The sequence below is a fragment of the Streptomyces sp. NPDC088706 genome, assembly GCF_044752765.1.
In the GTDB taxonomy this organism is placed as follows: Bacteria; Actinomycetota; Actinomycetes; order Streptomycetales; family Streptomycetaceae; genus Streptomyces.
The window spans coordinates 69,758-90,544 of sequence record NZ_JBIVLW010000013.1 but is presented as its reverse complement, the minus strand read 5'-3'; the positions used below and the strand labels follow the sequence as shown (position 1 = coordinate 90,544).

The window sequence follows — 20,787 nt, the reverse complement described above, 5'->3', positions numbered from 1 at the left end:
CGACGGCAGGATTCGGCGTGACGGTCGACGGGGCCCGCGGTGCGAGCGGTTCCGACCGTAAACACAGGCAACCCCGACATTCAAAGATGGACATACTAGTCCAATCGGCGCTTACTTGCTCACCCTGACGGATCGTTTCCGCAGGTCGGAGGGGTTCTGCGGCGAGCTGGCGGGCGCAACACGCCAGTTGCAGCAAAGAGACCCATGTCTCACTTACGCATAAGTGGGCATAGGCCTCTGAACTACCCGCGATTTTGCGGCTTTTTCCCGAATTCGTCAGTTGGCTGCGGACTCCTCGGCGCCTTCCGCGACGCTCTTCCCGGCGCTCTGCTCCAGCCCCAGTTCCAGGCTCTGTCCGGGCAGGATCAGGTCCGGGTCGGAGCCCAGGAGGTCCTTGTTGGCCTCGTACAGACCGGTCCAGCCCTGGGGAAGTTTCTGTGCGTCAGCAATCGCCCAGAGGTTGTCCCCGGGCTGCACGGTGTAGCCGTCCTCGGCGACCGCGTCGCCGTCCCGCGCGTCACCCTCGCCCCGCGAGGCGTGCCGGCCGGACTCACGGGGACCGCCCTCCCGCCCCGACGCGCCGGGCTCCTCGGGGGCCGCGGCGCCCCGGTGCTTGCCGCCGGTGCGGTCGGCGTCCCGCGAGGGGTCGGGGGCGGAGGCGGGGGGCTGCGAGGCGTCAAAGGACCCGGGGGCTCCGGTCCTTCCGGCGGACGGAGGTGCGGAGGTCCCGCCCGAGGGGTCGGGCGTGTCGCTGCCGCCCTCCCTCTCACCTCTGGCGGCCTTGTCGCCCTCGCCGGTCCTCCTGGCCTTGTCCACGGAGTCCGTGTTGCCGGAACTTCCGGCTTCCGGCTTTTCGTCCGCTTCGTCCGCCGGGGCGGTCGCCGGGTCCTGGGTGGGATCGGCGGAGGGCACGGTGCCGGGGTCGACACCGGGCAGGCTGCCGTCCACCGCGAGGCCGGAGATCACCGCGCAGCTCGGCCACGCCTGCGGTCCCTTGTCGTCCAGGACCTTCTCCGCGACGGAGATCTGCTGCGAGCGGCTGGCCAGGTCGGCCCGCTCCGCGAAGGCGGTGCCGCCGTACGCCGACCAGGTCTCCTGCGAGAACTGGAGCCCGCCGTAGTAGCCGTTGCCGAGGTCGGCACTCCACATGCCGCCGCTCTCGCACTCCGCGACCCGGTCCCAGGTGGTGGCGTCGGCTGCGTGTGCGCCTGCCGCGCCGAGGAGCGGCATGGCGATGGCCGATCCGGTCACGCCTGCGGCGACGACGATGGCGGGTGCCTGACGAGGGCGGCGGTGTCTGCCGTTCGCGGAGCCCATGGGATATGCCTTCCGTGCGACTGACAAGCAGGAACTGAGGAGCGTGAAGCCGTTGAGCACAGGAAGCTGCCGCGCGCGGCACTGCCGCGCACCGGGAGCTGTGGCGCAAGTGACGTGTGGGCAACCGGTGAACGGCGGCCGACGCGTCGAACCGTGAACCTAGCGGGACTCGAACGTATGTCACAAGTCGATGCAGCGGAGATCACGTGAAAGTCACAGAGGTGACAGCGTGTCACCTTGTTCGAGACGGCGCCCCGGCTCGAACTCCACGGGCAAGGTGCGCAGTCCGCGCATGATGAGCCCGCCACGCCAGCGCAAATCGGCAGGTTCCGCCGCAAGTCGCAGTCCAGGGAGGCGTCTGAGCAGCGTCGCCACCGCGGCCTGGCCTTCCAGCCGGGCCAGCGGCGCTCCCAGACAGTAGTGGATTCCGTGACCGTAACCGAGGTGCTGATTGTCCCGCCGTGAGAGGTCGAGGGCGTCCGGATCCGCGAACCGTTCCGGGTCCCGGTCCGCCGCCGCCAGCACCACGAGCACCGGGTCCCCGGCCGCGATCTGCTGCCCGCCGAGCGTCAGCGCCTCGGTGGCGTACCGCCAGGTCGCGAGCTCCACCGGGCCGTCGAACCGGAGCAGTTCCTCGATCCCGGTGGCCAGCAGCGCGCTCTCCCCCGCCGCCAGGGAGGCCTCCAGCCGGGCGCGCTGCTGGGGGTGGCGCAGCAGGGCGAACGTACCGTTGCCGATGAGGTTGACCGTCGTCTCGAAACCGGCGAACAGCAGGATGAAGGCCATCGCGGCGGCCTCGTTCTCCGTGAGGTGCTCGCCGTGGTCGCTGGCCCGGATCAGCCCGGAGATCAGGTCGTCGCCCGGCTCCTGCCTCTTGCGGTGGATGAGTTCGGCGAGGTAGCCGCGCATCTTCTTCACCGACCGGGCCACCCCGCCACGCGGCCCGCCGCCATGGCGGATCATCATGCCCGCCCAGTCCCGGAAGTCGTCCTGGTCCTCGCGCGGGACGCCGAGCAGGTCGCAGATGGCGTAGATGGGGAGCGGGAAGGCGAAGTCGTGGATCAGGTCCGCCTTCCCCTCCTCGACGAACCGGTCGATGAGCCGGTCCGTCAGCTCCTGCACGCGGGGCGCGAACTCCGCGACCCGGCGCGGGGTGAACGCCTTGGCGACGAGCCGGCGCAGCCGGGTGTGGTCCGGCGGATCGATGTTGAGCAGATGCGTCATCAGCTCCGCCTTGCGCTCCCCCGGGATGCCCGTCTTCCCCTTGGCCGCCGCGGACCCGGCGTGGTTCGCCGGATCCTTGGAGAGCCGCGCGTCGGCGAGCGCCTGCCTGGCATCCCCGTACCGGGTCACGAGCCAGGCCTCGACCCCGCTGGGCAGCGCGGTGCGGTGCACGGGGCTGTGCTCGCGGAGCGAGGCGTAGGCGGGGTAGGGGTCGGTGGCGAACTCCCAGGTGAAGAGTTCGGGGGCGGCTTCGGGGGGGCCGGGGGTGTGGGGGCAGGCGGGGGTGTCGTTCACTCCTCGACGGTATCGGGCGGGGTGCCGGTGACCGTACGCAGTGCGGGCAGGGCCCGCGCCGCGAGCGGGTGCCCGGCCTCCGCCGCCCGGGTCAGCCAGCTCTGCGCCCGGTCGGCCAGCAACATGCCCAGGTAGTACTGCGACCGTACGATGCCGGCCTCGGCGGCCATCTCCAGGTACGGGACGGCTTCCGCCTCCGCGTCGCGCGTCATCATCAGCTCGCCCGCGCCGGCCGCCGCTTCGGTGTGGCCCGCGTCCGCCGCCTTGCGGTACCAGTACTCGGCGGTCTCGAGGTCGCCGACGGTGCCGTTGATCCGGGCGAGCACCGCCGCCGCCTGCGGGTCGTTCCCGGCCCGGTCCACCAGGTGCACATGGGCGTTCGACCGGATCGCCGAGCGCGCGCCGTTCGACTCGACGGTGGTGAGCGCGAACATCCACACGGCGAGCGGCACCGGCGGACGGTCCGGCCGGTCGACCGCGTCGGCGAGCAGAGCGCCGAAGACGCCCCAGGTCTCCTCCTTCTCCCCGGGGACCAGCAGCCCGCTCACCCCGTACCGCATCTCGGCGGCCCAGGCGAGCCCGGCCTCGAACGGCTCGGCCTCGGCCGACGCGAACGCCTCCGGATAGAGCCTCTGCGCCCTGCGGAGCACCTCGGCGGAGACCTGCCCGTCGGGCACTCCGCACAGCGTGAGATCGACCGCGGCGCGCACCAGCAGATGGCCGCGCGGATGCCGGCCCCGTCGGCCGGCCCGGCGCCACTCCTCGACGAGATCGGGGCCGACGGTGAGGAACTCGGGCACGGTATGCGCTCCGCGCCAGAGCCCGGCGCTCCGCAGGCGGGCATCCTCGGTCCGGTCCGCGAGGCGCCGCAGCTCGCCGTCGCTCCACACCCGGTTCAGCTCGACGGGCCGGATGCCTTCGAGCACCCGGGCGCGGTCCGAGGTACCGAAGCGGCGGGCGTCGTAGACCTCGTCCTCCATCGTGGCGACCACGGGAACGCGCAGCCGCACGAGGTCCGCGAGGAGCGCCGGGGTGAGCCCCTGCTCCCCCAGATGGCTCCCCAGGTCGTCCAGCCACAGGACACAGCTCTGCTCGCCCCGCCCGCGCAACAGTGCGGGAAGCCCCCGCAGATCCGTCCCGGCCGACGGGGCGAAGACCCGCGTCGTGCCGGGCAGGTTGGTCGCCAGGGCGGCCCACCCCGTCCTGGTCTTGCCGGAGAGCGGCGCCCCGGTCACCACCACGAGGCCGCCCGATCGCGCCGCCTCGGCGACCCGGGCGTCCAGCTCACGATCGCAGTCCCGTTCCACGTACCGCGGCAGCCCCGGCTCGCCGTGCAGCCGCCGGGTGCTCCGTACGCCGCAGGCGACGGGATCGGCCACGTCCAGCCGCGGCCACTCGGTGATCTGCGGCAGGGACGGATGGGCGGGCTGCGCGTAGTACGTGTTCACGCCGCCGGAGACGGTACCGGCCTGGACGACCGGGGCGTGGAAGGCGCCGTCCAGGACCGAGTTGGTGGTGGCGCGGGCGGAGGGAGGGGGCGGAGCCGCGGCGCGTGTCTGGCCGCCGGCGACCGCGCGCGCCGCCTCGTCCTCGGCGAAGGCGTCGGCGATGGCCTGCAGCTCCTCGTACACGGAAGGGGCCGTGCGCCTCACTTCGTGCAGGATCTCGCGCACCACCAGCTGGGCCTCCACGCTGTCCGCGCGGAAGCGCGTTCCCCGCAGGTCGCCGAACCGCATCCGCAGGAAGCCGTTCTCGGCGCTCCGCAGGGCCTCGGACATGAGCAGGTACGCCTGCGGGTCGTGACTCCCGATGATCCGCGCCGTCGCCCGAACCAGCGTCTGCAACTCGGCGTCCACGCCCGTCCCCCGCCCCTCGTACGGCCCCTCAGGTCACCGTACTAAGCCGCGCCGCCCTCCGCCCCCACGATCGCGTCGCGGTAGGCGCGGGCCGCCGCGCGCAGGGCCGCCTCCGGGTCGGTGCCGGCCGCCTCGGCGGCCACGGCGAGGGCGAGGAGTTCGTAGCCGATGGTGTCGCCGGTGGGGAGGGGGACGTCGAGTCCGGCCGTACGGGCGCGGCTGCCGAGCTTCGCGGCGAGGGCCAGGCCCGGCTGGCCGAGGGGGACGCCCTCGGTGACCGAGGTGCGCTGCTTCTCGATCGCCTTCGTGCGGAGCCAGTGCGCGTGGACGTCCTCCGGGGTCTCGGCGCTCTCGTCGCCGAAGACGTGCGGGTGGCGGTGGATCAGCTTCTCCACGAGGCCGCCCGCGACGTCGTCCACGTCGAACGGCTCCTCGCGGTCCTCCTGTGCGATGCGTGCGTGGAGGACGACCTGGAGCAGGACGTCGCCGAGCTCCTCGCGCAGTTCGTCCCGGTCGCCGTCCTCGATCGCCTCGACCAGTTCGTACGCCTCCTCGATGGCGTACTTGGCGAGGCCCCGGTGCGTCTTGCGCGAGGTCCAGGGGCACTCGCGGCGGATCCGGTCCATGACCTGGACCAGGTCCAGCAGGCGGGCGCCGGGCAGGTCGTAGGAGCCGGGGAGCAGCTCCAGGTCCGGCATGGCCACCCGGCCCGAGCCGCCGAGCCGGGCCAGGCCGTCGGTGAGGGGCTGGTTCCCCTCGCCGCCGGCCAGGACCACGACGGTGCGACCGCCCGCGCAGGCGGCGACCAACTCGTCGGCGGAGGGCGCCGCGTGCTCGACGTGGACGCCCGCCTCGCGCAGGTAGGGCAGCTGGGGGTGGTCCGGGCCGGCGCACAGGACCTGGTCGGCGGCGTGCAGCGTCTGCCAGGCCGGCCAGGACAGCAGGCCGGGCGCGACCCGGTGGCTGGCGGTGAGCAGGACGATACGGCCGGGGTCGCCGGAGGCTTCAGCGTTCACCCCGTGAACCTACCCGGCGTACCCCCGGCTCAGGCGGGCGGCTCAGGCGCCCGCCTGCGGGTCCTGCGGGGCGAACTCGGTGACCTGGGTGATCCACGGCGCCTGGTAGGTGCCGAGCTGCATCTTCCGGTCGTCCCAGGCGCCGAAGCGCGGGTTGACGTCGATCTTCAGCTGCTTCGACGCCTTGGTCAGCGTCTCACCGACGACCTGCTGTCCGGCGGGCGTGCCGAGGTCCGCGCCGAGCGCCTTGGCGAGCTTGGGGAGCAGGACCTCCTGGCGCATGTCGCCGTCGATCTGGTCCGGGGCGACCCAGCGCTGCTGGAGCATCATCGCCCGCAGCTGCTCCTCGCCGCCCGCCTGGTCGCGGCTCGCGGTCCGGGCCTCCTGGATCTCCTTGCGGGTGACGGTGACTCCGGCGTCCTCGGCCGCCTTGTCCAGGATCCGGCCGAAGATCAGCCCGTGCAGCTTGGCGCGGCTCAGCTGGCCCGACTTGTTGACCAGCTGGGCCGCCTCGGGTGAGCTCTCCTGGGCGGCGCGGACGTCGGCCGCCTGGGCCTGGACCGCCGCGACCTCGATCCGCTCGCCGCCCACGACGGCCGCGGCACCGGGGTGGGCCTCGTTGCCGCAGGCGGCCAGGAGTGGTGCCGCGAGCAGCGTGGCGGCGAGGACGGCGAGCGCGGTGCGACGACGGCGGTGCAAAGGAGCCTCCCGTGGAGAGTTTGTGCATCGGTGCACAAGCCTTGCGGTGATCGATGGTAGGCAGTGGATGTGATCGGTGCCACTGATTCGACCAACGATTCGGGAGGAGTCGGGGATGTGGGGCGGGGTGGCCGCGCGGTCAGCCGTCCCGGACGTCCCTCTGGTGGCTGAGGCGGCGACGCAGGTCGAGGGAGAGCGGGTGGTGCGGCCCGTAGGTCCGCTCGGCGTCGTACAGCAGGGCCTGGAACTGGGCCCGGCCCGCCGTGTGGTCCCCGACCGCCAGGAGCAGCTGCCCGATGCGGTGCCGGATGTCGAGAGCCCGGCCGGGGTCGGTGGTGACCGGTCCGTAGGCGTTCTCGTAGTACGGGAGGACCGTGCGGTACTCGCCGAGCGCGGCCGTGGCCTCGCCGAGCTGCTCCAGGCACTGGGCGGCGTCGTAGCGGAACTGGAGGACCTGGGCGTCGGCCGGTCCGCTCTCGGCGGTGCGGTCCGCCGCGAGGCGGCGCAGCTCCGGCAGGGCGCGGCGGTACTGCCCGTCGTCCATCAGCGTCGCCGCGTACTGCTTGCGCAGGATGCGGACGACCGGGGAGTGCTCGCCGTGCTCGGCGGCGGCCGCCGGGAGGATGGCGCCGAGGGTGTCCACGGCCTGGGTGATCCGGCCCTCGCCGAGCAGCTTCTTCACCTCGTCCACGGCCTGGGCGACGTCCGGCCGCGCGGGCGGCGGGGTGAAGGGGGCCGGCGGTGCGAGCGGGGGGACCGGGGGGGCCGGGGAGAGGAGGGAGGCGACGGCGGGCCACGGGGTGGCGCCCGCCTGGGCCTGCGCCGGCAGGGACACGGACGCGGGTACGGGCGAGGTGGCCGGGGTGGCGGCCCGGTCCGGCCAAGGGGCGTGCGGGCGCAGGAAGGGACGGGTCGGGTCGAGCGGCCCGGTGGGGGTGCCGTGCCCCGGCAGCAGCGGGACCAGCTCCTCGTACACCTCCTGCGCGGCGGCGGGCCGCTCCTGCGGGTCCTTGGCGAGCAGCCGCAGCACGAGCGCTTCCAGCGGCACGGGGACCTCGGGCCGGATCTGCCGGACCGGGACCGGGGGTTCGTAGAGGTGGCGGTGCAGGACACCGAGCGCGGTGGACCCGGCGAACGGCACGTCCCCGCTGAGCAGTTCGTGCAGGAGGACCCCGAGGGCATACAGGTCGGTGTACGGGCCGACCGCGCCGCCCATCGCCTGCTCGGGGGCCATGTAGGCCGGGGAGCCGATGGGTGTGCCGGTGTGCGTGAGGCGGGTGGTGTCCGTGTCGAGGACGGAGGCGACACCGAGGTCGAGCACGGTGACGGTGCCGTCGGGCCGGACCATCACGTTGCGGGGCTTCAGGTCGCGGTGGACGATCGGCACGGCGTGCACCGCGCTCAGGACGGCGCAGAGCTGGGCGGCGACCGCGACGGCCCAGGACCAGGGGTAGGGGTAGGTGTCCCGCTCGGCCAGGTGGTCGGCGAGGTCGACGCCCTCCACGTACTGCATGACCAGATAGAGGTCGTCGCCGTCGCTGCCCGCGTCGTGGACGGCGACCAGGCCGGGGTGGTCGACCTGCGCGGTGACCCGGCACTCGCGGACGAACCGGCTGCGCAGCTCGTCGGGGGCGTCGCCGCCGGTGGGCCCGGCGACCCGGTCCGGGCGGAGCAGCTTCACGGCGACGCGCCGGTCCAGCCGCTGGTCGTACGCCGTCCACACCTGGCCCATGCCGCCCTGGCCGAGGACGGATGCCAGCTCGTACCGCCCGGCGATGACCCGGCCGCTCACCGGCCTTCGCCCTCCTTGCGGAGGAAGTCGCTGAGCTCGTCCAGCTCGGCCCGGACCTGGTCGAGCCGCTGGGGCGCGGGCTTGGGCGGCGGCGCCGGGACGGTGTACGGGTTGGGGGTGGGGGGCGGGGTCGGGTGCTGCTGGACGGGCACCTGGTTCCGGACCTGGGCGGGGGGCTGATAGGTCCGGGGCGGGGCGGACGGCTGGTACGGGGCCGCCGTGGGGCCGGGGACCGGCCTCCGGGCGTCGTACGGCCCCGGGGCCGCGTAGTGCCGGGTCTCCATGATCAGGTAGTACGTGATGACGCCGACGAGGACGGCTATGAGCCAGCCGACACCGACCAGCGCCTGGGCGTCCGTCATCTCCTCCTCCGCGGGCAGGGACGCGAAGAACGCGAACAGGCCGACGGTGAGGACGAGCACGACCGCCAGCAGCCACCAGTCACGGGGTTTGCGGGTGACGATCGCGAGCCTCAGCATCGCCACCCACCCGAGGAACCCGCAGCTCAGCACGGTCAGCACGACAAAGGTGACGCGCAGCGCGGTGAGCGTCGCCGAGGACGGCCGGGGCGTCGGCGGCTGCTGCGGCGGATAGCCGTAGCCGTGCATGTGCTGCTCCTGGGAGGCGTACGTGAGTCGGACGTGTGCGTTGAGCGTATACACCGCCGCCGACAGACCGTCCCCGGTTGTGCCCAACCGTTGCCGATGCGGAACCCGTACGGGGGCGAGCCCCGGTCAGCCCCCGCACTGCGCGAGCATGGCCCGCTTGTCCGGCGCGGTGACGGGCAGCCCGTACTTCAGCGAGACCTGGGCGAACCGGACCGCGTACGAGCAGCGGACCGGCTTGTACGGCGGCAGCCAGGAGGCGGGGCCGGAGTCGCGCTTGGCGTTGTTGGCCGGACCGTCCACCGGGAGGAGGTTGAGGGGGTCGTTGGCGATCTGCTCGCGCTTGGCCTCGTTCCAGCGGGCCGCGCCCATCTGCCAGTTGTAGGACAGCGGCATCACATGGTCGATCTGCACCCTCATCGCCTGCTGTTTGCGCCAGTCGATGCTGTCGCCGGTGTAGGGATCCTTCAGCTTCATCGAGACGACGACGCAGTCGGAGCCGGCGCGGTGCTCGATGTCCTTGCCGTCCCGGGCGAGGAGGTCGTTGCGGGTGTCGCAGCCGTTCCGGGCGAGCGGAATGCCGTCGATCCCGTCCTTCCACGCGGACCCGAACTCGTCCCGTTCGTAGCCGGTCCTCGGGCCGCGCCCCTTGGTGGCCACCTTCTCGATGATCCTGCGGGCGGCGGCCCGGTCGGTGTCCGAGACGAGGGGCGCCAGGCCCGGCTTCGTACCGTCGGGGTTGTCCAGCGGGCTGACCCCGAACCCCTCGGCGGACCGCGCGCCACCGCCGGTCGCACCACTGCCCGTGCTGCCGCCGCTCTCCGCCGCCAGGTCGTCGGGTTCGCAGCCCACGAGCGCGAGCGCGACGAGAACGCCGAGGGCGGGCAGGGCCGCTGCTCGGTACGTACGGGGAGGTATCACCTGAAGCCATCCTGACGGGGAGAAAGCCGAACGCCGCGAATCCTATGGGCGTCTTCCCCGTGGGCGGGGGTTCATGACCGGGCTTCAGGCTGCGCCCGCCGGACGGCCGGGCTGCGCCCGCCGGATGTCCGGGCTGCGCCCGCCGGATGTGCGGGCCGTGCCCGCCGCCCGCACACGTCGGCCCCGCCGGAGACCTGGCGGGGCCGACGTGGGGCGTACCCGGTGCTACGACCCCAGGATCGTCGTCAGGAACTCCCCCGTCCACGACAGCAGTTCCCGCCCCACCACCGGCTTGCCGCCGATCCTGCCCGTCGTGGGGCGCGGGACCAGGATCTGGTGGGCGGCGGGCTTGATGATCGTCTTGGGGTGCAGGCGCTTGAGGCGCAGTTCCTGCGACTCGCGGAGCTCCACCGGGGCGAAGCGGATGTTGGAGCCCTGGAGGACGATGTCGCCCACTCCGCAGGCGCGGGCCAGCATGCGCAGGCCGGCCACCAGCAGGAGGTTCTCGACCGGCTCGGGCAGGGGGCCGTAGCGGTCGGTCAGCTCCTCGCGGACCGCGCGGATGTCGTCCTCCGAGGTGGCCTGGGCGATCGCGCGGTACGCCTGGAGGCGCAGGCGCTCGCCGGGGGCGTAGTCGTGCGGGACGTGCGCGTCGACCGGGAGCTCGATCTTGACCTCCAGCGGGGGCTCCTCCTCCACGCCGCCGTCCATCTGGGCCCGGTAGTCGGCGACCGCCTCGCCGACCATGCGGATGTACAGGTCGAAGCCGACGCCCGCGATGTGGCCGGACTGCTCGCCGCCGAGCAGGTTGCCCGCGCCCCGGATCTCCAGGTCCTTCATCGCCACGTACATGCCCGCGCCCATCTCCGTGTGCTGGGCGATGGTGGCCAGGCGCTCGTGGGCGGTCTCCGTCAGCGGCTTCTCCGGCGGGTACAGGAAGTAGGCGTAGCCACGGTCGCGGCCCCGGCCCACGCGACCGCGCAGCTGGTGCAGCTGGGAGAGGCCGAAGTTGTCGCCGCGCTCCACGATCAGGGTGTTGGCGTTGGAGATGTCGATCCCGGACTCGACGATCGTCGTAGAGACCAGGACGTCGAACTTCTTCTCCCAGAAGTCCACCACCACCTGTTCCAGGGCCTGTTCGGACATCTGGCCGTGTGCTGTGGCGATGCGCGCCTCCGGGATGATCTCGCGCAGCCGGGCGGCGGCCCGGTCGATCGACTCGACCCGGTTGTGGATGTAGAACACCTGGCCCTCACGCAGCAGTTCACGCCGCACGGCCGCGCCGATCTGCTTCTCCTCGTACGGGCCGACGAAGGTGAGCACCGGGTGGCGCTCCTCCGGCGGGGTGGTGATCGTGGACATCTCGCGGATGCCGGTGACCGCCATCTCCAGCGTACGGGGGATGGGCGTCGCGGACATCGTGAGCACGTCGACGTTGGCGCGGAGCTTCTTCAGCTGCTCCTTGTGCTCGACGCCGAACCGCTGCTCCTCGTCCACGACGACCAGGCCGAGGTCCTTGAACTTCGTCTCGGCGGAGAACAGGCGGTGGGTGCCGATGACCAGGTCCACCGAGCCGTCCCTCAGGCCTTCGAGCGTCGCCTTGGACTCGGTGTCCGACTGGAAACGGCTCAACGCCCGCACGTTGACCGGGAACTGCGCGTACCGCTCGGTGAACGTGCCGAAGTGCTGCTGGACCAGGAGGGTCGTGGGGACCAGGACCGCCACCTGCTTGCCGTCCTGGACCGCCTTGAACGCCGCCCGGACCGCGATCTCCGTCTTGCCGTAGCCGACGTCACCGCAGACCAGCCGGTCCATCGGGACCGTCTTCTCCATGTCCTCCTTCACCTCGGCGATCGTGGAGAGCTGGTCGGGCGTCTCCGCGTACGGGAAGGCGTCCTCCAGCTCCCGCTGCCACGGGGTGTCGGGGGCGAAGGAGTGGCCGGGGGCCGCCATCCGGGCCGAGTACAGCTTGATCAGGTCGGCGGCGATCTCCTTGACCGCCTTCTTCGCCCGCTGCTTCGTCTTCGTCCAGTCGGCGCCGCCGAGCCGGTGCAGGGTCGGGGCCTCGCCGCCCACGTACTTGGTCACCTGCTCCAGCTGGTCGGTCGGGATGTAGAGGCGGTCGCCGGGCTGGCCGCGCTTGGCGGGGGCGTACTCGACGAGCAGATACTCCCGGGTCGCGCCCTGGACCGTGCGCTGCACCATCTCCACGTACCGGCCCACGCCGTGCTGCTCGTGGACGATGTAGTCGCCCGCCTCCAGCGTCAGCGGGTCGATCGTCTTGCGGCGGCGGGCCGGCATCCGGCCGAGGTCCTTGGTGGCGGTGCGCTGGCCGGTCAGGTCGGTCTCGGTGAGCACCGCGAGCTTCAGCGCCGGGTCGACGAACCCCTGGTCGATCGCCCCGCAGGAGACGTGCACGACGGAGGGGGCGATGTCGGCGAGGTCCGGGACGAAGCGGGCCGCGATGCCTTCGCCGCCCAGCACCTCGACCGTACGGGTGGCGAGCCCCTGGCCCTCGGTGACGTACACCGTGCGCCAGCCGTCGGCCAGCCACCCCTTGGTGTCGGCGAGCGCGCGGGCGGTGTCGCCCCGGTACGCCTCCGGGGCGTGCATCGAGAGCTTGAGGGTGTCCTCGTCGTGCTCGGCGTCCTCGGCGGCGAACGGGGAGGTCGACCACCACATCATCCCCAGCTCACGGGCCCGGTCCCGGACGTCCGCGATGCTCCGCAGCGAGGCCGCGCCCACGTCGATCGGGGCCTCGCCGCCGCCCGCCGTCGCCGCCCACGACGCCTGGAGGAACTCCTGACTGGTGGCGACCAGGTCGGCCGCCCGGGTCCGGACCCGCTCCGGGTCGCAGACCAGCGCCATCGCGCCCTTCGGCAGCACGTCGAGCAGCAGCTCCATGTCGTCGACCAGGACCGGGGCCAGCGACTCCATGCCCTCGACCGCGATGCCCTCCGCGATCTTGCCGAGCAGCTCGCCCAGCTCCGGGTGGGCCTCGGCGAGGGCGGCGGCCCGCTCCCGTACCTCGTCGGTCAGCAGCAGCTCACGGCAGGGCGGCGCCCACAGGCCGTGGGCCGCCACCTCCAGGGAGCGCTGGTCGGCGATCTTGAAGTACCGGATCTCCTCGACGTCGTCGCCCCAGAACTCCACCCGAAGGGGGTGCTCCTCGGTCGGCGGGAAGACGTCCAGGATGCCGCCGCGTACGGCGAACTCGCCCCGCTTCTCCACCAGCTCCACCCGGGAGTACGCGGCGGCCGCCAGCGCCTCCACCACCTCGCCCAGGTCCGCGTCCTGCCCGCTGGTCAGGCTGACCGGCTCCAGCTCACCGAGCCCCTTGACCTGCGGCTGGAGCACGGAGCGGACCGGCGCGACGACCACGGAGACCGGACCGGTCTCCGGGTCGTCCTCGCGCGGGTGGGCCAGCCGCCGCAGCACGGCGAGGCGGCGGCCCACGGTGTCCGAGCGCGGCGAGAGGCGCTCGTGCGGCAGGGTCTCCCAGGACGGGAACTCCGCCACCGTGTCCGGCGGCAGCAGCGTGCGCAGGGCGGCGGCCAGGTCCTCGGCCTCCCGGCCGGTCGCGGTGACGGCCAGCACGGTCCGGCCGGTCTGCCGGGCCAGCGCGGCCACGGCGAACGGCCGGGCGCCGGGCGGACCCACCAGGTCGACGTGCATACGGTGGCCGTCGGCGGCGGCCTTCACCGCCTCGGCGATCGCCGGGTCCGTTACGACGACATCCAGCAGACCGTGCAGGCTCATAGGGGTATCCGTCCGGGTGGTGAGGTCTTTGCCGGCAGCCGGCTGCTGCCAGGGGCAACGCGAAGGGCCCGACACGTGGGACGTGCCGGGGGTTCCCAGGGTACGACCCGCCAGTGACAGCCGCTTGCGCAACGGTGACCGCCGCGGTGTACCGGGCGGGCCGGGCGGGGAGTCTCCACGAGGTGTGCGGCGCGGGGTCCCCCGGCAGGTACCGGCGGTACCGGTCCGGGGCCGTCCGTCGCGCCGCCACCGCCGCTCGTCGCCGGTCGGCCGCCGTTCATCCCCGCGGGGCACAGAGTTCCGTCCGGGGTCCTCACAGGAGTGATCCCACCGTCTAGTCTGTGGCCGACCATGGCACGAACGGTTTCCGACGGATCACCGGCGCACGAACAGTTCCACCGGCCGCGACAGCGGGCGGCGACCGGCTCCGCAGGGCGATCCCCGGCGGTGCGCGGACTCAGGCGGACACCAGGTATCGGGTATCGGGGGCGTACGTGGGCGAGAACGAAATGGCCGTTTTCGGGGTCTCCGAGGCCGAGGAAGAGCTCTACCGCCATTTCCTGCGCAACCCCGGCACCACCGCCGACGACCTCCACCTCCTGCTCCACACCGAGCCCGGCCGGGCCCGCGCCCGGATCGGCCGGCTCCAGGAGCTGGGTCTCCTCCGGTCGGAGGACGACGACCGCCGGATCGTGCCCGTCGACCCGGAGACCGCCCTCTCCCGCCTGGTCGACCTCCGGCTGCATGCGCTCCACCAGGAGCTGCAGCGCGTCACCCGGTCGCGGCACGTCATTGACGGTCTACGCGCGGAGCAGGGGGCCCGTACCCCCCCTCCGCAGGGCATCGAGCAGCTGGAGGGGCTCGCCCAGATCCGTAACCGGATCGACGATCTCGCCTTCTTCGCCCGGGACGAGATCCTCTCCGTGGAGCCCTACACCCGGCTCTCCCCGGAGAACATCGCCCGCTCCAGACCGCTGGACCTGCGCTGTCTGCGACGCGGCGTCCGGATCCGCAACGTCGTCTCCAGCTCCGCCCTCCAGGACCCGCCGACCGCCGCCTATCTGCGGGAGCTGTCCGAGCACGGGGCGGCGATCCGGGTCACGGCCGACACCACCGAACGGCTCCTCGTCTACGACCGCCGGGCCGCCCTCGTGCCGCTGGACCCCCGCGACACCTCCCGGGGCGCGCTGCTCGCCCACCGCAGCGGGCTGGTCTCCAACATCATCGCGCTCTTCGAGAGGATCTGGGACCAGGCCGAGGAGCTGCCCCTGGCCGACGGTGGCGGCGGCACGGACCACGCCGGCCTCTCCGCCATGGAGCGGCGGGTGCTGGCGGCGATGTGCACGGTGGGCAAGGACGAGGCCGGGGCCCGGGAGCTGGGGGTCTCGGTGCGGACCTACCGGCGGCATGTCGCCGAGCTGATGCAGACCCTCGGCGCCGCCAGTCGCGCCCAGGCCGCGCTGCTGGCCCGCGAGCGGGGCTGGATCTGACGGGGCCTTCGAAGGGGCGCGGTCAGACCTCCTCCGTCCAGCCCCGCAGCGCCGTGTCCGCCAGGACGCAGGAGACCGCCCGCCGCACCGCCGGGGCGTCCGTCGTCCCGGCCAGCTCGATCCGCAGCACCACCCGGTCCTGGTCCACCTCCGGGTGGCAGGACCAGTGGCCGGGGAGCAGCCCCAGGAGCCGTACGACAGTGGTCCAGCCGGTCGGGGCCGCGCGGTCGCGGCGTACGAGGACGACATGGGCGACCCCGCCCCGCCCGGGCGTCATGAGCCCGCCTCCCCGGCGCCGCCCGGTGCGGGGGTCCCTCGGGGGCCCGGCGCGGGGGTCCCTCGGGGGCCCGGTCCGGTGTCCAGCACCTGCCGGGCCGCCGCCGCCAGCGCCGTGATTCCGGTCGGCAGGGCCGTGCGGACGTCGGGCGCGAAGCCCGGCGCGTGGTTCGGGGGCACCGGCTCGCCCCCGGCCCGGGCGGCGCGCCATTCCCGTACGCCCGTGGCGCCGAGCAGCCAGTACGCCGTCGGCACCCCGCCCGCCGCGAAGTGCGGGAAGTCCTCGGTGGCCGTCGCGGGGGAGGCGTCCAGCACCCGGTCCGGGCCGAGCGACGCCTCATGGGCGCGGCGGACCGCCGCCGTCAGCGCGGCGTCCGGGAGGAGGGCGGGCGAGCGGGCGGTCACCGTGAGGTCCGGGTCGCGCGGGGCTCCGGTGGCGGCGGCCTGGGCCCGTACGACGCGTTCGGCGGCGGCCAGCAGGCGGTCGAGCGCGGATTCGGTGAACGCCCTGGCGGTGAGGGAGAGTTCGGCGGTGCCCGGGGTGATGTTGCCGCGCTCGCCGGCCCGCACCGAGCCGACGGTGAGCACGGCCTGTTCGGCGGGCGCGGTCTCCCGGGCGACCACCGACTGGAGGCCGAGCACGGTGGCGGCCGCCATCAGGACCGGGTCGACGGTGAGGTGCGGAGTGGCCGCGTGGCCGCCCCGGCCGTACAGGGTGACGTCGGCCGCGACGCTGCCCGCCATCAGGGGTGCCCCGCCCGGCGCGTGGGCGAGGGTGCCGGCCGGCAGCGGGGCGGCGTGCTGGGCGAGGGCCGCGTCCGGGGTGCCGAACCGCTCGTACAGGCGGCCGTCCTCCAGCATCGACCGGGCCCCGCTCAGCGTCTCCTCGGCGGGCTGGCCCACCACGAGCAGGGTGCCGCGCCAGCTGTCCCGGTCGGCGGTGAGGAGGGCGACCGTCCCGGCGAGGGCCGCGAGGTGCAGGTCGTGGCCGCAGGCGTGCATGACCCCGGGGGCGGTGCTCGCGTAGGGCAGGCCGGTCGACTCGGTGACGGGGAGCGCGTCGAGCTCCGTGCGCAGCAGCACGGTGGGGCCCGGGCCGTTGCGCAGGACGCCGACGAGGCCGTGGCCGCCGCCGACCGCGCGGGTGACCGTACAGCCGTGGCCGGTCAGCCAGTCGGCGAGGAGGCCCGCGGTGCGGTGTTCGTGGCCGGAGAGTTCGGGGTGGGCGTGCAGGTCGAGGTAGAGGGCGAGAGCGGCGCGGAGCAGCGGGCGCGCCGGGGAGCGGCTTCTCGTCACCGCTTCGCCCACCCCCGCACTCCCGTCGCCCCTCGCGTCCTTCGCCGTACTCGGCGCTGTGACCACCGCACACCCCATCTCTCCTCGACGAACCTGATCCGTACGGCTGTCAGGTGCCCTGCCGTCCCGCTGTCATCAGGTGCCAGCGAAGTGACAGCGAGAACGCGGCCGATCTGACAGCGGCCACCCCTCCAATGGACACAGCACCGGGACACCGGGCCGGAGCAGCCGGCCGCCGGTCCCCACGAGACCAGGGAGAACACCATGGCCCCCAAGACCGAGCTCGCCACCCTCGCCGACGAGATCCTGGAGCTGGAGTCGGAGACCTTCGAGATCTCGGACTACTCCGACGCGGTGGAGGTCGTCCTCGCCGGTTCCACCTCCTCCTCCTCCACCTCCACCTGCTCCAGCACCACCAGCACCACCTCCTGCAGCGCCTGACACCGGTTCCCCGGCCGCTCGTACGCCGGCCCCCTCCGTCGGTCGGAGGGGGCCGACGCATGCCGGGCCGGTCACGGGAACGGGTGCGGGACGGCCTTGATCTCCGCCTCCGGGAGGTCGTCCGCCCGCCGCCCCGCCGCCCGCGGCGCGGTCCGCAGCCGGGGCATGCGCAACGCCCGCTGCCTGCTCCAGCCGAAGTCCAGCGGCAGCAGCCCGGGGACGGTGGTGGAGACGGTGTGCAGGCCCATCCGGCGCTGTTCCGGGGTCGTCTGGTCGACGGCGATGACGTCGTACCCGGCGTCCGTCAACTGGTCGCGCAGGCATCGCAGATCGTCCAGCAGGTCACCCGTGCGCGGCCGCAGCGGCAGCCAGTCCGCGAACACCTCATCCAGCGGGAGGACGGCGACCGGCTCCAGGTACTCCGCCGCGTGCCGGACCATCGACGGCAGCCCGTACAGCTGGGCATGGTCCTTGAGGTGCAGCACCTTGCCGAAGTCCCTTTCCATCGCCTCCAGTTCGGAGCGCCGCTCGGCCACCTGGTAGGGCAGGTGCGGGATGTAGGTGAGGACCTCCGACAGAGCCGCCTCCACCGTGTCCGCCGGGTCGAACCCGGCCGCCGCGCTGAAGGAGAGCGTGCCGTGGCCACCGTCGCGCCGGACCGCGAGGGCGGTGACGACGGGGACGGCCAGATCCATCCGTGTGTCGAAGGCGTGCACGTCGTAGCCGTGCAGGGCCGCCCGGTCGAGCATCGAGCGGACGGCTGGGGTGGTCGCGGTGGTGAGGTCGATCGCGGTGAGGTGGACGCGGCCGTACCAGGCGAGGAGGAAGGCGTCCCGCTCGACCAGTTCGAGGAGCCCGAAGAGGATGGCCTCCTCCGGACTGCCGCCGGTGGCGCAGCCGTTGGAGCACTCGAAGACGAAGTTGTCGGCGTCCACCCCGGCGCTGTAGTGCGCGAGCCGGGCCGGGACCAGGATCGGACGGTCGTCGCGCAGGGAGTGGCCCCAGACCCAGGGGATCGCCCGGTCCGGGTCGAAGGGGCTGACCAGCGGGTCGGAGGCGTACGTCTCGGGGGCGTAGAAGCCGCAGTCGGCGGGGTTCAGGGCCTGGCCGGAGAGGTCGGCGTAGGAGCCGACGACCGGGGAGGTGCCGCGTCGGCGGTGGGTGCCCGCGTACCGTTCCAGGCCCTCCAGATAGGCGAGGGTGCGGCTGGTGGCGTACCGGTTGGCCTGGCCGCTCCAGGTGACGTCGTTGAGACCGGCGTAGCCCCGCACGAAGTGGGTCCCGGCCACGGGTGCGGTGGTGGTGGAGGCGGGGTTGATCCAGGTGTCCGAACCGAGCGCCCCGCACACCGGGTTGGCCAGGGCGGCGGTCGGCAGGGAGTAGGAGTCCAGGGCGCGGACGCGGTAGCCGTCGCGGTCCGGTTTGGGGGTGGGGCCCAGCTCCATCCGGGCGGCCTTCGCCGTGTCGGGGACCTCGTGGACGCAGGCGGGGCAGAGGGGCTCGGGGAGCAGGGGGAAGGTGGCCGTGGCGAGGGTGGTGAGGTCGACCCGGGTGACCTGGGGCAGCGCGCGGTCGGCGGGCGTGGCGTCGGGATCGGTGCGGTCGCCGGTCAGGACCGCGCCGTACGTGGACCAGACCGCCTCCACCGCGTACTCGGTGAGCACCGGCCAGTGCACCGCCCCGCGCGGCTCGTGCCCGAGCTCCAGCGCCTCCCGCTCCGACCGGCTGCGCAGCCGCTGCCACCGCATCGCCAGGCACTGGCCGCAGGCGGCGCCGAAGGACCCGCCGCCCCAGGGGCCGACCAGCACGGCCCGGGAGGTCAGCTGGACGTTGGCGGCCGGGCGGGTGTCGGCGTACGGGTCCCGGTGGCCGAAGCCGAGCGTGTCGGCGGCCCCGAGCGGGACGACGTAGGGGGCGGGCAGATCGCCGGCCACCTCGCGGTGGCGGGCCGACAGTGCGGACTGGAGCCGGGTCCGCGCCACGTCCAGCGGGGTGGATGCGGTGGGCGTCGTCATGACTTGTCGCTCCAGCGGAAGGTCTTCAGCGCCACCGCGCCGAGGACGAGGGCGAATCCGGCGAGCGCCGCGCAGGCGACGCCGATGTCGTTCAGGGAGCCGCCGCCGGTCAGCGCACCCGAGACCCCGTCGTTGAGGTAGCGCAGCGGCAGGACGCGGGAGAGGCTCCGCATCCAGTGGGGCATGGCGTCCAGCGGGAAGAACGAACCCGACAGGAAGGCCATCGGAATCATCAGGCAGTTGGCGACGGCCGCGACCGCCTCCGGGGTCTTGGCGTAGCTGCCGACGATGACGCCCAGCGCGAGGAACCCGGTGATACCGAGCACCAGAACCGGCAGCGCGAGCGGCCAGCGGCCGTCCAACTGGAGCCCGAACGAAGGCAGCAGGGCCACAGCGACGAACAGCACCGCCTGTACGGCTCCGATGCCGAGCGCCAGCACGTAGCGCGAGGCGAGGACGGCGGAGACGGGCGTCGGCGTCATCCGGATCAGCCGGAGGATGTCGTCGCGCCGCCACTGCATGAGGACGAACCCGACACCGAAGACGGCCGCGTTGCCGACACCCCAGGACAGGACGCCCGGCGCGATGTAGTTGATGTAGGGCTTGCCGCTCTCCTCGACCGTCTGGCCGTGGAAGATCAGCCCGAAGACCACCAGGAAGATCAGCGGGAAGGCGAAGGTGAAGAAGAGGGTGGTGCGGTCGCGGGTGTAGGCCCGGTATCCGGCCTGGCTCAGCGCGGCGTAGGCGCTCATGGGGGTGTCTCCGTATCGCTGGTGCGCGGGGGCGGGGGCGGGGCGGCGGGGATGGGCGGCTAGGGCTGGGGGGCTCCGGCACCGGTCAGCGCCAGGTAGACGTCCTCCAGGCTCGCCGTCCTGGTCTGTACGCCCTGGAGCCCCGCGATCTCGTCGAGGGCCGCGAGGACCTGGCCGGAGGTGAGGGTCTCCAGCACGATCGAGCCGCCCTCCTCCGTGACCCGGTCCACGCCCGGGATCGCACGGGCCTGGGCGGGTGTGAGCCGGTCGGCCGGGACCAGCAGCCGGGTGGTGGGGCTGGAGGCCGCGATGAGCCGGCCGGGGCTGTCGAGCGCGGCGACCCTGCCCTGGACCATGATCGCCACCCGGTCGCAGAGCGCCTCGGCCTCGTCCAGGTGGTGCGTGGTGTAGACGATCGTGCGGCCCGCGCCCTTGAGCTCCCGGAGCACCTGCCACAGCGCGCGGCGGGCCTGCGGGTCGAGGGCGGCGGTCGGCTCGTCCAGGAAGATCAGCTCGGGGTCGTGGACGAGGGCGGAGGCGATGGCGAGCCGCTGCCGCTGGCCGCCGGAGAGGTCGTCCACCCGGGTGTCCCCCTGCTCGGTGAGGCCCACCGAGGCCAGGGCGCGTTCGGCGGCGGCCGGATCGCACCGGTGGAGGGCGGCCATGGTGACCAGGTGCTCGCGGGCGGTCAGCCGGACGAAGAACGACGAGGTCTGGGTCTGCACGCCGAGCCGGGGCAGCAGGGCGGTGTTGCGCGGCCAGGGGCTCGTCCCCAGGACCGCCACCGTCCCGGAGTCGGCCCGCCGCTGTCCCTCCATGATCTCGACGAGCGTGGTCTTGCCCGCCCCGTTGGGCCCGAGCAGCCCGAAGAACTCCCCGCGTTCGACGGTCAGCGAGACCCCGTCGACGGCCCGGGTGGCGCCGTAGGTCCGGTGGACGTCGGCCAGGGCGACGGCGGGCCCGGCGGACGGTCCCGGCGGGGGGTCGTACGGGGTGCGGGGGGCGGTGGACGTCATGGCACTCTCCTTGGGGTG

At 73.5% G+C, this 20,787-nt stretch carries 16 protein-coding genes; 2 read left to right on the top strand and 14 right to left on the bottom strand.

Features of this window, described 5'->3' with window-relative positions; translation table 11 throughout:
• Positions 1 to 276: 276 nt before the first annotated feature.
• The 9 genes from ACIQAK_RS25055 to mfd form a co-directional block, all read right to left on the bottom strand.
• Positions 277 to 1,317: a transglycosylase family protein gene (locus ACIQAK_RS25055; RefSeq protein WP_366391899.1), complete on the bottom strand. Its 1,041-nt coding sequence runs from the start codon at positions 1,315 to 1,317 to the stop codon at positions 277 to 279.
• Positions 1,318 to 1,530: 213 nt separating this feature from the next.
• Complete coding sequence (locus tag ACIQAK_RS25050; protein WP_366391898.1) at positions 1,531 to 2,835, bottom strand: cytochrome P450; 1,305 nt, start codon at positions 2,833 to 2,835, stop codon at positions 1,531 to 1,533.
• Positions 2,832 to 4,691 carry a tetratricopeptide repeat protein gene (locus ACIQAK_RS25045; protein WP_366391897.1) on the bottom strand — a complete coding sequence of 620 codons (1,860 nt, stop codon included), beginning with the start codon at positions 4,689 to 4,691 and terminating at the stop codon, positions 2,832 to 2,834. Before ACIQAK_RS25045 ends, ACIQAK_RS25050 begins: the two co-directional genes overlap by 4 nt.
• A 41-nt stretch (positions 4,692 to 4,732) precedes the next feature.
• Positions 4,733 to 5,707 (bottom strand): nucleoside triphosphate pyrophosphohydrolase, encoded by a 975-nt coding sequence (locus tag ACIQAK_RS25040; RefSeq protein ID WP_366391896.1) that lies wholly within the window; start codon positions 5,705 to 5,707, stop codon positions 4,733 to 4,735.
• A gap of 42 nt (positions 5,708 to 5,749) precedes the next feature.
• Complete coding sequence (locus ACIQAK_RS25035; RefSeq protein ID WP_366391895.1) at positions 5,750 to 6,406, bottom strand: SurA N-terminal domain-containing protein; 657 nt, start codon at positions 6,404 to 6,406, stop codon at positions 5,750 to 5,752.
• Between the two features lie 139 nt (positions 6,407 to 6,545).
• Positions 6,546 to 8,198: a protein kinase domain-containing protein gene (locus ACIQAK_RS25030; protein WP_366391894.1), complete on the bottom strand. Its 1,653-nt coding sequence runs from the start codon at positions 8,196 to 8,198 to the stop codon at positions 6,546 to 6,548.
• Entirely contained in the window at positions 8,195 to 8,806 is a 612-nt protein-coding gene (locus tag ACIQAK_RS25025; RefSeq protein ID WP_366391949.1) for a hypothetical protein, read from the bottom strand. Before ACIQAK_RS25025 ends, ACIQAK_RS25030 begins: the two co-directional genes overlap by 4 nt.
• A 126-nt stretch (positions 8,807 to 8,932) precedes the next feature.
• Entirely contained in the window at positions 8,933 to 9,724 is a 792-nt protein-coding gene (locus tag ACIQAK_RS25020; RefSeq protein WP_366391893.1) for an HNH endonuclease family protein, read from the bottom strand.
• A gap of 225 nt (positions 9,725 to 9,949) precedes the next feature.
• Positions 9,950 to 13,483, bottom strand: coding sequence for a transcription-repair coupling factor (gene mfd / locus ACIQAK_RS25015; RefSeq protein WP_366391892.1), 3,534 nt, complete (start codon positions 13,481 to 13,483; stop codon positions 9,950 to 9,952).
• Between the two features lie 494 nt (positions 13,484 to 13,977).
• On the opposite strand from mfd, the gene ACIQAK_RS25010 reads away from it, so the two are divergent.
• Positions 13,978 to 14,973: a LuxR C-terminal-related transcriptional regulator gene (locus tag ACIQAK_RS25010; RefSeq protein ID WP_366391891.1), complete on the top strand. Its 996-nt coding sequence runs from the start codon at positions 13,978 to 13,980 to the stop codon at positions 14,971 to 14,973.
• Positions 14,974 to 14,995: 22 nt separating this feature from the next.
• On the opposite strand, the gene ACIQAK_RS25005 is transcribed toward ACIQAK_RS25010, so the two are convergent.
• Positions 14,996 to 15,250, bottom strand: coding sequence for a hypothetical protein (locus ACIQAK_RS25005; protein ID WP_366391890.1), 255 nt, complete (start codon positions 15,248 to 15,250; stop codon positions 14,996 to 14,998).
• Entirely contained in the window at positions 15,247 to 16,623 is a 1,377-nt protein-coding gene (locus ACIQAK_RS25000) for an amidohydrolase (protein WP_366391889.1), read from the bottom strand. The genes ACIQAK_RS25005 and ACIQAK_RS25000 overlap by 4 nt, the downstream gene beginning before the upstream one ends.
• A 186-nt stretch (positions 16,624 to 16,809) precedes the next feature.
• Here ACIQAK_RS25000 and ACIQAK_RS24995 point away from each other — a divergent pair, with 186 nt between their 5' ends.
• Complete coding sequence (locus tag ACIQAK_RS24995) at positions 16,810 to 16,986, top strand: thiazolylpeptide-type bacteriocin (RefSeq protein ID WP_018515646.1); 177 nt, start codon at positions 16,810 to 16,812, stop codon at positions 16,984 to 16,986.
• A 71-nt stretch (positions 16,987 to 17,057) separates the two neighbouring features.
• Here ACIQAK_RS24995 and ACIQAK_RS24990 read toward each other — a convergent pair whose 3' ends face one another.
• The 3 genes from ACIQAK_RS24990 to ACIQAK_RS24980 are packed head-to-tail and all read right to left on the bottom strand — an operon-like array spanning position 17,058 to position 20,769.
• Positions 17,058 to 19,001 carry a TOMM precursor leader peptide-binding protein gene (locus tag ACIQAK_RS24990; protein WP_366391888.1) on the bottom strand — a complete coding sequence of 648 codons (1,944 nt, stop codon included), beginning with the start codon at positions 18,999 to 19,001 and terminating at the stop codon, positions 17,058 to 17,060.
• Positions 18,998 to 19,753 carry an ABC transporter permease gene (locus ACIQAK_RS24985; protein ID WP_366391887.1) on the bottom strand — a complete coding sequence of 252 codons (756 nt, stop codon included), beginning with the start codon at positions 19,751 to 19,753 and terminating at the stop codon, positions 18,998 to 19,000. Before ACIQAK_RS24985 ends, ACIQAK_RS24990 begins: the two co-directional genes overlap by 4 nt.
• Positions 19,754 to 19,812: 59 nt before the next feature.
• Positions 19,813 to 20,769: an ABC transporter ATP-binding protein gene (locus ACIQAK_RS24980; RefSeq protein ID WP_366391886.1), complete on the bottom strand. Its 957-nt coding sequence runs from the start codon at positions 20,767 to 20,769 to the stop codon at positions 19,813 to 19,815.
• Between the last annotated feature and the right edge of the window lie 18 nt (positions 20,770 to 20,787).